Source organism: Metapseudomonas otitidis, from assembly GCF_011397855.1.
Taxonomy (GTDB): domain Bacteria; phylum Pseudomonadota; class Gammaproteobacteria; order Pseudomonadales; family Pseudomonadaceae; genus Metapseudomonas; species Metapseudomonas otitidis.
This window is the reverse complement of record NZ_AP022642.1, coordinates 2,836,464-2,851,070: the sequence shown is the minus strand read 5'-3', so window position 1 is coordinate 2,851,070 and position 14,607 is coordinate 2,836,464. Positions and strand designations below refer to the sequence as shown.

The window sequence follows — 14,607 nt, the reverse complement described above, 5'->3', positions numbered from 1 at the left end:
TCTGCTTCGTTTCGATATGAATTGCTTATCTATCGCATTTGACAATGATTATCATTGGTCATAATTTGTTACCCCGCTGAACGGGAGCCCACAGGTAACCGGGCCCTATGCCTACCCATGCGCAAGGTGATTTCCATGACGGATCAACTCTCAACAAGCCGGCTTGATTCCCCACTTCTGCAGGTCTTCATCGACAATCGCTCCATCCTGGTGAAGATCGCGATGCGGGTGACCGGCTGCCGGACCCGGGCCGAAGACGTGGTGCAGGACGCCTTCTTCCGCCTCCAGTCGGCGCCGAGGATCACCAGTTCGATCAAGGCCCAGCTCAGCTACCTGTTCCAGATCGTGCGCAACCTGGCCATCGACCACTACCGCAAGCAGGCCCTGGAACAGCGCTATGCCGGCACCGAGGAAGAAGGCCTCAACGTGGTGGTGATGCAAGGCGCCTCGCCCGAGGCTTCGCACATCAACTACGCCACCCTGGAACACATCGCCGACGCCCTCGGCGAGCTGCCGGCCCGCACCCGCTATGCCTTCGAGATGTACCGCCTGCACGGCGTGCCGCAGAAGGACATCGCCAAGGAGCTGGGCGTCTCGCCGACCCTGGTCAACTTCATGATCCGCGACGCCCTGGTGCACTGCCGCAAGGTGACCCGCGCACAGAACGACGCCGAACAACCCGAACGCATCGCCTGACCCTCCCGCCTGACGCGGGGCTTCCCTGCCCCGCTCCTTCCCGCCAACCCACACCCCGTCGCCTGGGCTTATGCCCGGGCTCTGCATCGGGAGGATTCCCGGACTGAAGTCCGGGCTACGGGTAGCACCACCCTGTAGCCCGGGCTTCAGCCCGGGAGTGGCATAGCGCAACCCTCAGCTGCCAGGCCCCTTCCCCGCCAATCCCCCCATCGCCTGGGCTTATGTCCGAGATCTGCATCGGGAGGATTCCCGGACTGAAGTCCGGGCTACGGATACTCCTCACCTCTGTAGCCCGGGCTTCAGCCCGGGAGTGGCATGGCGCTCCCAGGCTGCAAGGCCCCTTCCACGCCAATCCCTACCCCGTCGCCGGGCTTATGCCGGGGATCTGAATCGGGAGGATTCCCGGACTGAAGTCCGGGCTACGGGTAGCGCCACGCTGTAGCCCGGACTTCAGCCCGGGTGCGGCTCAGGCCAACGTGCAGCGGTCGAAGAAGCGCTCGCGGCTGATGGCCATGAGGGCGGCGCGCTTGTGGGGGAAGTCGAACTCCTTCTCGCGGTAGAACCCCAGGCCCTGCATGTGGCCGATCATCCGCGCGTTGTCGGCGCGGGGCTCGGCCACCACGCGGCGGGTGCGCAGGTCGTCGAGGAACAGGTAGTGGGTCAGCCCCGCCAGCCAGGCGGCCACCTTGTGCGGCCCGCGATGGTGTTCCTCTCCCACCAGCATGTGGATGCCCCGGTCGTAGTCGTCCACTGCATAGAACGGCGCGATGCGGTCCTCCTTGGCCCAGTAGGCCTCGAAGTAGGCGAACGGCTCGTCGTCGAAGCAGCCCACCAGGGTCAGGGTGTGCGGGTCGTCGGCCAGGCGCTGCAGGTAGGCGCGGTGATGGTCGAGGCTGCCGCCCTCCTGCCAGAACGCCAGCACGCGGGGTGAGTTCTGCCAGCGATTGAAGCGCTCCAGGTCAGCCTCGATGTCCAGCGTGCGCAGGGAGAACCAGGCCCCCAGCCGCGCGTCGAAACGCCGGTACACCTCGCCACTCGGTTTGGGCGGCCGCCGTGGGTGGCGCCGCCCTTCGCTCATCACCAGCCGCTCCGGGTAGACCGGCTGCGCCTGCACCCAGGGCGCCGGCCGCTGCCAGAACACCCCACGCTCGCACACGAACACCCCAGGCTCCTGCGCCGGCACCAGCCAGCCCTCTGCCAGTGCCTCTGCCGGGGCGATGCTCAACTGCCAGCGCAACGCCTGGCACCCAGGCTCACGGGCGAACCACAGGTAGCTCGCCCACCCCAGCGCATCGGCATCGGGCAGCGCAGGCTGCAGGGGTTTGAGCAGCGGCTGCTCGCCGGGCTGGGCGGCCAGCTCCAGGAGGGGCTGGCCATCCAGAAGCAGGTGCAGGCGGTCTTGGGATTCGTCGACGTCGAGGCGCCGCCCCCCAGGCAGGGGCAGGCTCGACAGGGGATGCTGTCGGGACATGGTGAGGCTCGCGAGTGATTGACTGTCCCTGATGAAACGCTTCGAACGACATGAAAATTAGGCAGGGCCACTGAGTCAGGCCACTCGGGACACCCCCTGTCGAACATGCAGCCGGCAATCATCAAGTGTCATTTGCGCCCACTCGACAACAACTTCGACCGTAATAAACAACGCCACCCGAACAACACGCTCATCAATTAGCAACAGTGTAAAAACATCCACAGATAATTATTGAAAACAACCAATCCAGCACTCTCGAAAACACCCCGAGCATGCATGGTTTTACCACCCTGAAACCCGGTCCTTTATAGCGATGCGCTCTATTAAATCGATATTTTATTGACGCCAAAAATTAGTCGAGCTGACGTAGAATTTTTGACGCCATGTAAAACACGTTTTTTAAGTTATTGATTTTAAAGGCAAATAAAAATTTTTTAGACAAAAGTTGAATATCGCAATTAGTTCCTTTTAGTCTGGAAGAAGGTGCTTAAGTTAGCCCGCCTAGCGTCCTCCAGAAGTGTCAGACAAAAACCATAAATGACAGCAGTCCTCCATGGAGGGGCGGCGTTCTTATTGTATAGAGGGATATATGCATATCAGCATTTTTGGTCTCGGTTATGTAGGCGCAGTCTGTGCAGCCTGTTTATCTTCCCGGGGACATGAAGTTGTAGGAGTTGATGTTTCCCGACAAAAGATCGATCTGATCAACACAGGAAAGTCGCCCATCGTCGAACCGGGTCTCGAAGAACTGTTGCGCAAGGGGGTCGATGCGGGCTTGCTGCGCGGGACCACCGATGTGCGGGAAGCCATCATGGCCACCGACATGTCGTTCATCTGCGTGGGAACCCCGAGCAAGCGCAACGGCGACCTCGACCTGGTCTACCTGGAAGCCGTGTGCCGGCAGATCGGCGAGGCGCTGCGCGGCAAGTCCACGCGCCACACCGTGGTCGTGCGCAGCACCGTGCTGCCGGGCACCGTGAAGAACGTGGTGATCCCCCTCATCGAGGACTGCTCCGGCAAACGTGCCGGTGTCGACTTCGGCGTAGCCACCAACCCGGAGTTCCTCCGCGAGAGCACGGCGATCCAGGACTACGACTACCCCGCCATGACCGTCATCGGCGAACTGGATCGCGAGTCCGGCGACCTCCTCGAGGAGCTCTACCGCGAGCTGGACGCGCCCATCATCCGCAAGCCCGTGGAGGTGGCGGAGATGATCAAGTACACGTGCAACGTGTGGCACGCGGTCAAGGTGAGTTTCGCCAACGAGATCGGCAACATCGCCAAGGCCTGTGGCGTCGACGGGCGCGAGGTGATGGACGTGGTCTGCCAGGACCACAAGCTCAACCTGTCCCGTTACTACCTGCGCCCGGGCTTCGCCTTCGGCGGCTCCTGCCTGCCCAAGGACGTGCGCGCCCTGACCTACCGCGCCGGCACCCTGGACGTCGAGCACCCGATGCTCGCCTCGGTCATGCGCAGCAACAAGGTCCAGGTGGAGCGCGCCTTCGACCTCGTCACCGCCTACGAGAAGCGCAAGATCGGCCTGCTCGGCCTGTCGTTCAAGGCCGGCAGTGACGACCTGCGGGAGAGCCCGCTGGTGGAGCTCGCCGAGATGCTCATCGGCAAGGGCTACGAGTTGAAGATCTTCGACCGCAACGTCGAGTACGCCCGCGTATTCGGCGCCAACAAGGACTACATCGAGTCGAAGATCCCCCACGTGTCGGCCCTGCTGCGCAAGGACCTGAACGAAGTGCTGGACGACTCCGACGTCATCATCCTCGGCAACAACGACCGCCAGTTCGGTGAAGTCCTGGCATCCGTTGCACCCGACAAGCAGGTCCTGGACCTGGTGGGTTTCATGCAGACCCCCAGCGGCCAGGGCAAGGAAGGCATCTGCTGGTGACCCCTGCCGCAGCGGTGCGTACCACCGCTGCGGCGTGACGCGACAGGCTGCCACGGGGCCACCACCGGCCCCATCGAGAAGCACGCCGTCGCCAGGCAACACGACGTTGAACGCCCAGTGAACTGACTCTTGAACGCCCGGGAGAGACGGCATGATTCCGCTCATCTTGTCCGGCGGCAGTGGCTCGCGCCTCTGGCCGCTATCGCGCAAGCAGTACCCGAAACAGTTTCTTGCCCTGGTCGGCGAGAACACCCTGTTCCAGCAGACCGTGGAGCGCCTGGCCCTCGAAGGGCTCGAGCCGCCGATGGTGGTCTGCAACGAAGCCCACCGCTTCATCGTCACCGACCAGTTGGCCGGCATCCGCAGGAAGGCCCAGTCCATCCTGCTGGAGCCCTTCGGCCGCAACACCGCGCCGGCCGTGGCCATCGCCGCCCTGACGCTGCTCGAAGCCGGGCGTGACGAACTGCTGCTGGTACTGCCGGCCGACCACGTCATCGACGACGTCCAGACCTTCCACAGTGCCCTGGCACGCGCCCGACTGGCGGCGGAGCAAGGCGCCCTGGTGCTCTTCGGCGTGCCGGCCACCAGCCCGGAGACGGGGTACGGCTACATCCGCACCGCCTCCCACGGCAATGGCTTGCCCGAGGGCGTGCTGCCGGTGGAGCGCTTCGTCGAGAAGCCCGATCTGGCCACGGCCCGGCGCTTCGTCGAGGCGGGCAATCACTTCTGGAACAGCGGCATGTTCCTGTTCCGCGCCAGCCGCTACCTGGAAGAGCTCAAGCAGCACGAACCCGGTATCTACGAGACCTGCCAGGCAGCCCTGGCCCGCAGCGAGCAGGACCTCGGCTTCCTCCGCATCGACCCGGCGAGCTTCGAGCACTGCCCCGACGACTCCATCGACTACGCCGTGATGGAGCACACCCGGCACGCTTGCGTGGTGCCCCTGGACGCCGGCTGGAGCGACGTCGGTTCCTGGTCCTCGCTCTGGGAGATCCAGCGCAAGGACGCCGCCGGCAATGTCACGCGCGGCAACGTCGTGCTGCAGAACAGCCGCAACAGCCTGGTCCACAGCGAACACAAGCTGGTCACCCTGGTCGGCCTGGACGACGTGGTGGTGGTGGAGACCAAGGACGCCGTGATGGTCGCCCACAAGGACCGCGTGCAAGAAATCAAGCAACTGGTCGGGCACCTGGCGGAGCAATCCCGCCCCGAAGCCGAGAGCCACAGCCGGGTGCACCGTCCCTGGGGCGCCTACGACAGCATCGACGAGGGCACGCGCTTCCAGGTCAAGCGCATCACCGTGAAACCGGGCGCCAGCCTCTCGCTGCAGATGCACCACCACCGCGCGGAGCACTGGATCGTGGTGTCCGGCACGGCCTTCGTCACCTGTGACGACAGGCAGTTCGTGCTCAGCGAGAACCAGTCGACCTACATCCCGGTGGCCTCGGTCCACCGCCTGACCAACCCCGGGAAGATCCCCCTGGAGCTGATCGAGGTGCAGTCCGGCAGCTACCTGGGCGAGGACGACATCAAGCGCCTGGACGACGTCTACGGGCGCACACCGGAGCTGATGGACTGAGCGCAGCGGGGCCGTCGCGGCCCCATTGCGGGAGGCACGGATGCCAAGCGGCGCGCGTGCCAATGGAAGTCGTATCGAACGAATGGAGTAGTACTGGATGCACGCTTCAGACGCCGCGTCCTGCGGACGCCTGCGCAAGCTGATCGGTTGGACGTGCCTGTTCGCGCTGGTCGCCCTGGCCTCGGAGATGGTGGCCCCGGAGTACCTGGACCCGGCCCATCACAAGTTCATCTTCATCATCGGGGCCATCGGCATCTGGCGTTACAGCAACGCGGCCATCCACTTCCTGAGGGGGATGTACTTCCTGCACTGGAAGTTCCCGCGCATGCGCAAGCAGGTCGAGGCGATGGGTGACGAGGCGCTGCCGGACCACCTGTTCATGGTGGTGACCAGCTTCCGCATTCCCACCACCACCACCTTCAAGGTCTATCGCTCGGTGTTCCAGGAGGTGCAACGCCTGGGTGTGCCCTGCACGGTGATCGCCTCCATCGTCGAGAAGGGCGACGAGAACTTCATCAAGGCGATCATGCGGGACGAGGTGCGCGAGCGCAGCGACATCAGGCTGATCATCGTGCGTGCCCGCGGCACCGGTAAGCGCGATGGCCTGGCCCACGCCTTCCGTGCGCTGTCGCGGCAGATGCCGCTGCAGAACTCGGTGGTGGGCGTTGTGGACGGCGACACCATCATGCTGTCCGGCTGCGTCGAGCGGGCGGTGAAGATGTTCGCCCTGCTGCCCAGCGTCGGCGGCCTGACCACCAACGAATACTGCGAGGTGGAGGGCGGCAAGCTGGTCAAGGAGTGGCACACCATGCGCTTCGTCCAGCGGCACATCAACATGTGCTCCATGGCCCTCTCCCGCCGCGTGCTGACCCTCACCGGCCGGCTGTCGTTCTTCCGCGCCAGCGTGATGACCGACCCGGAGTTCATCCGCGACGTCGAGGCGGACTTCCTCGAACACTGGCGCCTGGGGCGCTTCCAGTTCCTCACCGGCGACGACAAGTCCTCCTGGTTCAGCCTGATGCGCGCCGGCTGGGACACCTTCTACGTCCCCGACAGCCACACCCTGACCGTGGAGCATCCGCCGGACAGCAACTTCTTCCGCGCGACGCGCCAGCTGATGTTCCGCTGGTACGGCAACTCGCTGCGGCAGAACTTCCGCGCCACCAGCCTGCTGGGCTGGGAGCGCCTGGGAGCCTTCACCCTGTACGTGCTCTACGACCAGCGCCTGTCCATGTGGACCTGCCTGATGGGCCTCACCGCCTCGGTGGCCGCTGCCCTGCTGTTCGGCGTGCAGTACCTGCTGGTGTACCTGTTCTGGGTGCTGCTGTCGCGGACGCTGGTGACGCTGCTGTTCCACTTCAGCGGCCACCCGGTGGATGCCCTGTACCCGTTCGTTCTCTATTACAACCAGATCGTGGGTTCGATCATGAAGGTGTACGCCCTCTTCCACATGGACCAGCAGAGCTGGACCCGCCAGAAGACCACCCTGAGCAACCGCGGCGTCAGCTTCGACGTCCGGCTCAACCGCTGGTCCTCCAAGGCCATGATGTTTTCCTCCATCGCGATCTTCCTGGGCGTCGTTTCGGTGCTCCTCGAACTCACTCAAATCTAAGCAGGCGCGACAGCCATGAGCAGCACGACCCTCGTACCCGACAACGTCATCCACGAAGCCATCGACGAGCGCCAGCACGTGCGCACCCGCATTCCCGCCAAGGTCATCCTCAGCGGCGGCGGCCTCACCGGCCTGGAATGCGACATCCAGGACATCTCCCTCGGCGGCATCGGCCTCATCCATGCCCAGCCGCTCAAGCTCGGCACCCTGATGAATGCCTCCATCAAGCTGCGCCTGGCCAAGCTGGACCTGAACATCGACGCCAAGCTGAAGATCGTCTCCCAGCGCGGCAACGAGGTCGGCGCGCAATTCGTCGAGCTGGACGCGCAGAAGCGCGACATCCTGCGCTACATCATCTCGTCCTACATGTCCGGCGAGATCGCCGACATCAACGGGCTGTTCAACGTCATGCAGCGCGAGAACTACATCAAGGAGCGCAAGCAGAAACACGCCCTCGCCCGCACCCCGCTGGACCGCCTCAAGGCCGCTGCCGGCACCCTCGCCTTCAGCCTCATCGGCCTCGCCGCCCTGGGCATCGTCAGCTACAAGGCCTACCTGCTGTTCTTCCGCATCCCCGCCGCGCAGGCCACGGTGAGTGCCGACGCCTACGTGCTCACCATGCCGGAGAACGGCTACGTCAAGTACCTGCTCAAGCCCGGCCAGCGCTCGGTCACCACCGGCGAGCCGCTGGCCAGCATCTCCACCCAGCTGGCCACCAGCTTCACCAGCCCGGCGGACATGGCCGCCCTCTCCAACCTCGCCCCCGGCGATGTCCAGGCCCTGCTCAACCGTGCCACCGTGGAGACCCTGATCAACAGCCCCTGCGACTGCGACCTGTACTTCCCCAGCCGCCGCCTGGACGGCTTCAACTACAAGCAGGCCCCCCTGGTGCACCTGCTGCCGAAGGACGAGGACCTCGTGGTGCGCGCCAGCGTGCCCTTCGCCAAGCTGCCCGATATGAACCGGGTGCGCGCAGTGGACATGAGCGTGTACGGCAGCGACCAGGTGATCGCCGGGGAGATCGTCGCCTCCAGCGTCGACGCCCAGACCCAGAGCGTAGTGCTGACCCTCAAGCCCGAGCAGCCCCTGCCCCGCGAGGCCTACCAGCAGCCGGTGGCGGTGGACTTCTACCTCGGCCTGCCGTTGCTGGGCGCCACCCGCTGAGGCCAGACGATGAAGGGGAAATCCACAGTCCTGGTCGCAGCGATGCTGCTGGGCTGCGCCGGTCCGGCCGGCGCCGTCCAGAGCCTCGAACAGATCCGCTACGCCCTCTACAAGGACCCGAACGCCGACGTCATCGCCGACCTGCGTAGCCTCGCCGAGCGCGGCGACCTGGCGTCCAAGCTGCTGCTGGGGGACCGCCTCGCCGCCGGTGATGCCGCCAACGGCGAAGAAGCCCTCGCGCTGTACAAGGAGGCCTTCGCCGAGGGCCGTGGCGAGGTGCTCGCGCTGTCTTCGCTGAGCCGCCTGCTGGAGCGCAACCCGCGCATGCGCAAGGCCAATGCCGGCTACGTGCGCGAGGCGCTGGGCCGGTTCCCCCATGCCCGCGACCCGCGCACCCTGGATGCCGCCCTGGAGGTCTTCCTGGTCTTCCCCGAGTACTTCCAGGTGCCCCGCGTGGCCGAGCTGATCGGCCTCTACGAGTCGTCCTGCCTGGAGTTCTGCCGGCCGCAGCTGTACAAGGCCGTGCTCGCCGAGCGCCAGGGCCGCCGCGACGATGCCGAGCGCGGCTACCGCGCTGCGGTGTTCGTCGACACCCGCGCCGTGCTGCGCTACTACGACTTCCTCGGCGACGCGCAGGACACCGCCTTCCCCGCCTTCGCCAAGACCCTGTTCGAGCACAAGGAGCGCCTGCCTGTGGAAGCGGTGCACCGCATCGGCACCCTGCTGGACAGCATCTACTCCACCCAGAGTGGCCTCATCGCCATCGAGAACCGTGCCCTGCGGGAAGCCGACGCAGGCCTGGAAGGCGATGCCAAGACCGAGGCCAGCGCCGCCGACAAGGCCCGCGCGGAAGCCCAGGCCAAACTGCTGGCGCAGACCAATGCCGAAGTCCGCGCCTGGCTGGACAACGCCATCGAGCGCAACTGGGTACCGGCCATGGTGAGCAAGGTCAACAACATGACCTCCTCTCCCCAGGACTTCACCGCCGACGAAGCCTTCGCCCTGATCGAGCGCATTGCCCGCACCGACCCGCTGCGGGCCAAGGCCCTCAAGGCCTCGGTGCTGATGGTCACCAACTGGCTGAGCCTCGACCCGGAGAAGGCCCATGGGCTGATCCAGGAACTGCTCGACGCCAGCTACCCCGAAGCCCAACTACTGCTCGGGGACCTCTACAGCCGAGGCGGCCTCGACGAGCCGGACCTGGACAAGGCCCTGGCGATCTTCCACCAGCAGGCGCTCAACGGCTCGCCCTCGGCCTACTACCGCATCGCCAGCCTCTACAACTTCGGCCGCGCCATCTGCCACGACAAGGTCAAGGCCCACGCCTACGCCGAGGCCGCCAAGGGCCTGGGCGAATTCCGCGCCAATGGCCTGCTGAAGCGCCTGGAAAAGGAAATGAGCAGCGACGAGCTGCAGCGGGCCACCCTCGCCCGTGACGCGATCTACAAGGAGTACCGCCTGTGAACGAGTGGAAGGCACTGCTGTGCATCGGTGCCGTAACGGTCAGCGGCGCGGTCGCGGCCGCCGAAGAGGACGCCTTCGGCCCGGCCCCGACACCCGCCGAGCCGGCTGCGCTGTCGCTGGACACCCTGCCCCCGGTGACCTCGGAGTTCTTCAACAAGCTCACCCTGCAGGGCGGCTACGGCCCCGAGGACTCGGTGCTGGGCGCCGACCGCAAGGGCTTCTACAGCCTGCGCTACGAGCCGAGCTACCACTGGTATTCCCCGGAGAAACGCTGGGCCAGGTGGGAGGTCTTCGGCCGCGCCTGGATCAACTACGACTCCAGCCAGTCCGCCACGCCGCTGCAGGACGACAACTTCCAGCAGAGCACCCGCAACGAACGCCCGGAGCACTTCTACAGCGAACTGCGCGAACTCTATGTGCGCCGCAACCTGCTGGGGGACGACCCGCGCTTCTCCTTCTCCGCCGGGCGGCAGCGCTTCTACGACACCTACGGCATCTGGTGGGACGACAGCATCGAATCGCTGCGCTTCGATTACCGCGACGCCTTCTCCCATGGCTTCGTCGCCGTGGCGCAGAAGTTCTGGAACTACAACACCGACGTCAACAGCCTCGACCCCACCGAGGAGAACACCCGCTACGCCATGGGCGAGTACGCCTGGCGCTGGAGCGAGCGCAACTGGGTCGGCGCCCGCGTGCTCCACGAGAACGATCGGAGCAACGCCGACCCCGACGACGCCCAGGACTTCACCGGCACCCGCGCCGGGCTGTTCTTCAGCGGCGACGACCTGCGCGTCAGCCCGCTGTTCAGCGACTACCACCTGGAAGCGGTACGCCTCCGGGGGCGCACCCGCACCACCGACGCCGACGGCGTCAGCGAGCGGGGCGACAGCCGTGGCTGGCTGATGCTGGGCGAGGTCGGCAAGCGCTTCCACGACGCGCCCTGGGAACCCCGGATCGCCCTGCGCGCGGGCCTGACCGACGCCCCGGACAACGAAGCCGACGGCTTCCGCCTGAACCGCATCCAGTCCGACCGCATCGTCAACCCGTCCAGCTACAGCACCCGCCTGGTCAGCTCCTTCGTGGCCCTGAACATGCGCAACCTGAAGTACTACGGCGTGGCCCTGGAAACCCGGCCCACGGCCCGCAGCTCGCTGGACATCCGCCTGAGCGACCTCTACCTGCGCGATGCCGACGGCGACCTGCCGGTGCGCGTCGACCAGCAGCAGGCCCGCGACCGCCGCCAGGCGATCCGCGCCGGACGCGGCAACGGCCAGCGCGACGTCGGCCAGGTGCTGGACCTGAACTACTACTGGAAGATGTTCCCGCTCGCCTACGAGGGCAAGCACCTCGACCTGAACGCGCTGGTCAGCGCCAGCTACCTCCGGGCCGGCGACGCCCTGGAGAGCGGCGACGACTTCCAGATCTCCTTCGGCCTCGTCATGCGCTACTGAGGGAGCATCCGATGATCTTCGCCTCCAACGTCTTCCTGTTCCTCTACCTGCCGGTCTTCCTGCTGGTGTACTTCCTCGCCCGGCCGGCGTGGCGCTCCAGCGTCATCGTCGCCGCCAGCTACCTGTTCTATGCCTGGTGGCGGCCGGACTTCCTGCTGCTGTTCGTCGGCATCACCTACTGGAATTTCTGGTTCGGCCTGCGCATCAGGCAACAGCAGGAGGCCGGCAACCGCCAGGCTGCCAGCCGCCTGCTGTGGCTGGGGGTGATCGGCAACCTCGCCACCCTCGGCTACTTCAAGTACGCCAACTTCGGTGCCGAGGTGCTGGCGGCGCTGCTGGCCCCGCTGGGCATCAACACCTTCACCCTGGAGCACATCCTGCTGCCGCTGGGCATCTCCTTCTATGTGTTCCATGCCCTGAGCTACATCATCGACATCTACCGCAAGGACGCCGAGCCGACGCGCAACTTCATCGACTTCGCCGCCTTCGTCGCCCTCTTCCCGCACCTGGTGGCCGGGCCCATCCTGCGCTACAGCCAGCTGGCACCGCAGCTGCGCCAGCGCACCCACTCCCTGGAGCTGTTCTCCATCGGCGTGGGGCGCTTCATGGTCGGCTTCATCATGAAGGTGCTGATCGCCGACAACCTGGCGCCGGTCAGCGGCCTGTTCATCGCCCAGGGCGAGCTGCAACTGGTGGAGAGCTGGTTCGGCCTGCTGGCGGCCTGCTTCCAGCTCTACTTCGACTTCGCCGGCTACAGCAACATGGCCATCGGGCTGGCGCTGATGATGGGCTTCCGCTTCCCGGAGAACTTCAACCAGCCCTTCGTGGCCCAGAGCGTCACCGAGTTCTGGCAGCGCTGGCACATGACGCTGGCCCACTACCTGCGGGACTACGTGTTCATGCCGCTGGTGCGCAAGCGCGTGGCCGGGCCGATGCCGGCGCTGGTCCTCACCATGCTGCTGTCGGGCCTGTGGCATGGCGCCAGCTTCGCCTTCATCTTCTGGGGGCTGTTCTTCGGCGTGGCCATGGTGATCGAGCGCCAGCTGGGCATCGCCACCAAGATCACTACGCCCTACCGCTTCTGGCGCAACATGCGCACGGCCGTGCTCATCCTCCTCAGCATGCCGCTGTTCTTCACCAACGACCTGCGCCACAGCCTGGACATCTACGCCGGCCTGCTGGGCCTGAACGGCCTCGGCAGCCTCGACCTGTACATCCTCGGCACCTCACGCATGGCCATGGCCTTCAACCTGGTGGCGCTGGCCTGGCTGGTGCTGGCCGGCCGCAACAACGTTCGCTACTACGCCGGGCTGAAGGACGGCTACGTCATGCAGCACTTCGGCGGCGTCCAGGCCCTGATGCTCTGGAGCGGTTTCTTCGTCGCCCTCAGCAGCCTGGCGGCGAACTCCTTCTCGCCCTTCCTGTATTTCCAGTTCTAGGAGCGGACCCGATGAAATTCCCCGTGATCACGTCGGCCAGCCTGTGGAATGGACTGCTGTTCATCGCCCTGCTGGGCGGCATGTTCCTCTACTCCCTGCCGGCCGTGTTCAGCTTCGGCAAGACCCAGACCGACACCTGGTCGCTGTTCGTGGACGGCAAGCTGCTGCGCAAGTTCGAGCAGTTCTACGACAAGCGCTTCTTCCTCCGCGAGCCGTCCGTGCAGGCCTGGGCGGACATCCGCTTCATGCTCTTCGGCGAAGCCACCAGCGGCGTGGTGCTCGGCCGCGATGGCTGGCTCTTCACCAACCAGGAATACCTGGTGACCCGCGACCTGCCCGCCAACCTGCAGCAGCAGGTGCAGGCCATCGTCCAGGTGCGCGACCGCCTGGCGGCGCACGGCAAGAAGCTGGTGCTGCTGCCCGTGCCGATGAAACTGGACATCTACGCCGCCCGCGCCCGCGTGCAGCCCGACCTGCGCGCGGTGGCGCTGTACGACCGCTTCGTCGAGCAGCTGAGAGCCGAAGGTGTCGACGTCACCCCGGTGCGCCACGCCTTTCTCGCCGCGCGGGACGGCCAGGCCCTGTTCCTGCCCAACGACACCCACTGGAGCCCTGAAGGCGCACGCCTCGCAGCAGCCACCTTCGCCCGGGGCAACCCCGCCCTGGTCGGCACCACCGCCTACCGCTCGCAGCAGGTGGGCAGCAAGCCGCACAAGGGTGACCTGATGAACTACGTGCAGTTCGACACCGGCCTGGCCGCCACGGATTTCGCCCCGGTCGACCTGCCCCTGTTCGAGACCCTCAAGGCCGAGCAGACGGTCAGCGATGCGGCGCTGTTCGACGACGAGGGCAGCCCGCTGCTGCTGGTGGGCACCAGCTACAGCAAGATCGACGACTGGAACTTCGTCGGCTTCATGAAGGAATACCTGCGCAGCGACCTGGTGACCCTGGCCCAGGAAGCCCGTGGCCCCTTCCAGGCCATGGAGCTGCTGCTGCAAGGGCCGCAACTGGCCGACCCCGGCCTCGACACGGTGATCTGGGAATTCCCGGTGCGCACCGTGCTCGCTCAGAACATGGTTGCCGCGCGCGCCCGCGCCGAGCAGCCCAGCCACTTCTGATTCGACGACCAAGGAGACCCCTCATGCGAATCACACTCCGTCTGCTGAGCGCACTGGCGCTGCTGTTGGCCATCCACCTGCCGGCCCAGGCCGCCAAGGATGCCAATGCCGACCTCTACGACGCCGTCGCCCCGGCCGACTCCGCCTTCGTGCGGGTGCTCAACCTCTCCGACAAGGGCATCGACGTGACCCTGAGCGGCAAGGTCAACCCGCAGAAGGTGCCGGCCGGGCAGATCGGCGGCTACCGCTTCGTGCCCCAGGGCAAGCACCGCATCGCCACCGGCACCCTGGCCGTCGAGCCCGAGCTGAAGGCCAACACCGCCACCACCCTGCTCTACACCGGCAGCGAGCTGATCGTCATCGCCGACGCCTTCGTCAACGAGCCGAAGAAAGCCCAGGTGGCCTTCTACAACCTCACCGGCCAGGACGTGGCGCTGAAGACCCGCGACGGCAAGCACGACATCGTCCAGGCACTGGGCAAGAACCAGACCGGCAGCCGCATGGTGAACGAGATCAAGATCGGCTTCGCCGCCTACGCCGGCGAACAGAGCCTGGCGCAGTTCGACGAACTCTTCCTGAAGAAAGGCCGCTCCTACAGCTACGTGCTGCTGCCCCAGGCCGGCGGCTACCGCACCCTCAGCCTGGCCAACAGCGTCGACCCCACCGAGTGATGCGACGACAGGGATCGGCGCCCGTCCCCACGGGCGCCCACC

General features: G+C 65.7%; 11 protein-coding genes. 10 read left to right on the top strand and 1 reads right to left on the bottom strand.

Translation table 11 applies throughout. The annotated features are described in order from the left end of the window. Positions 1-135 precede the first annotated feature (135 nt). Positions 136-696, top strand: coding sequence for an RNA polymerase factor sigma-70 (locus tag PotMrB4_RS13090; protein ID WP_160481110.1), 561 nt, complete (start codon positions 136-138; stop codon positions 694-696). Positions 697-1,162: 466 nt separating this feature from the next. On the opposite strand, the gene PotMrB4_RS13085 is transcribed toward PotMrB4_RS13090, so the two are convergent. Continuing rightward, on the bottom strand, positions 1,163-2,167 hold the full coding sequence (locus PotMrB4_RS13085) for a GNAT family N-acetyltransferase (RefSeq protein ID WP_172433519.1): 1,005 nt from the start codon (positions 2,165-2,167) through the stop codon (positions 1,163-1,165). 589 nt (positions 2,168-2,756) lie between these two features. Between PotMrB4_RS13085 and PotMrB4_RS13080 the strand changes: the two genes are divergently transcribed. From PotMrB4_RS13080 to PotMrB4_RS13040, 9 genes are all read left to right on the top strand, one after another. After that, positions 2,757-4,067 carry a nucleotide sugar dehydrogenase gene (locus tag PotMrB4_RS13080; protein ID WP_142009632.1) on the top strand — a complete coding sequence of 437 codons (1,311 nt, stop codon included), beginning with the start codon at positions 2,757-2,759 and terminating at the stop codon, positions 4,065-4,067. Positions 4,068-4,218: 151 nt separating this feature from the next. After that, positions 4,219-5,646: a mannose-1-phosphate guanylyltransferase/mannose-6-phosphate isomerase gene (locus tag PotMrB4_RS13075; RefSeq protein WP_074971313.1), complete on the top strand. Its 1,428-nt coding sequence runs from the start codon at positions 4,219-4,221 to the stop codon at positions 5,644-5,646. 97 nt (positions 5,647-5,743) lie between these two features. Next, positions 5,744-7,258, top strand: a complete 1,515-nt coding sequence (locus PotMrB4_RS13070) for a glycosyltransferase (RefSeq protein WP_172433518.1) — start codon at positions 5,744-5,746, stop codon at positions 7,256-7,258. A gap of 15 nt (positions 7,259-7,273) precedes the next feature. Further along, positions 7,274-8,422, top strand: coding sequence for a PilZ domain-containing protein (locus PotMrB4_RS28380; RefSeq protein ID WP_172433517.1), 1,149 nt, complete (start codon positions 7,274-7,276; stop codon positions 8,420-8,422). A 9-nt stretch (positions 8,423-8,431) separates the two neighbouring features. Continuing rightward, positions 8,432-9,886, top strand: coding sequence for a sel1 repeat family protein (locus PotMrB4_RS13060; protein ID WP_172433516.1), 1,455 nt, complete (start codon positions 8,432-8,434; stop codon positions 9,884-9,886). Beyond that, complete coding sequence (locus PotMrB4_RS13055) at positions 9,883-11,337, top strand: alginate export family protein (protein ID WP_172433515.1); 1,455 nt, start codon at positions 9,883-9,885, stop codon at positions 11,335-11,337. The genes PotMrB4_RS13060 and PotMrB4_RS13055 overlap by 4 nt, the downstream gene beginning before the upstream one ends. Before the next feature lie 11 nt (positions 11,338-11,348). After that, positions 11,349-12,776, top strand: a complete 1,428-nt coding sequence (locus PotMrB4_RS13050) for an MBOAT family O-acyltransferase (RefSeq protein ID WP_044404767.1) — start codon at positions 11,349-11,351, stop codon at positions 12,774-12,776. Positions 12,777-12,787: 11 nt separating this feature from the next. Beyond that, the gene (locus tag PotMrB4_RS13045; protein ID WP_172433514.1) at positions 12,788-13,894 is read left to right on the top strand and encodes an alginate O-acetyltransferase AlgX-related protein; all 1,107 of its coding nucleotides are present in this window, start codon (positions 12,788-12,790) and stop codon (positions 13,892-13,894) included. Between the two features lie 23 nt (positions 13,895-13,917). Further along, complete coding sequence (locus tag PotMrB4_RS13040; protein ID WP_044404773.1) at positions 13,918-14,565, top strand: alginate O-acetyltransferase AlgF; 648 nt, start codon at positions 13,918-13,920, stop codon at positions 14,563-14,565. Positions 14,566-14,607 lie beyond the last annotated feature (42 nt).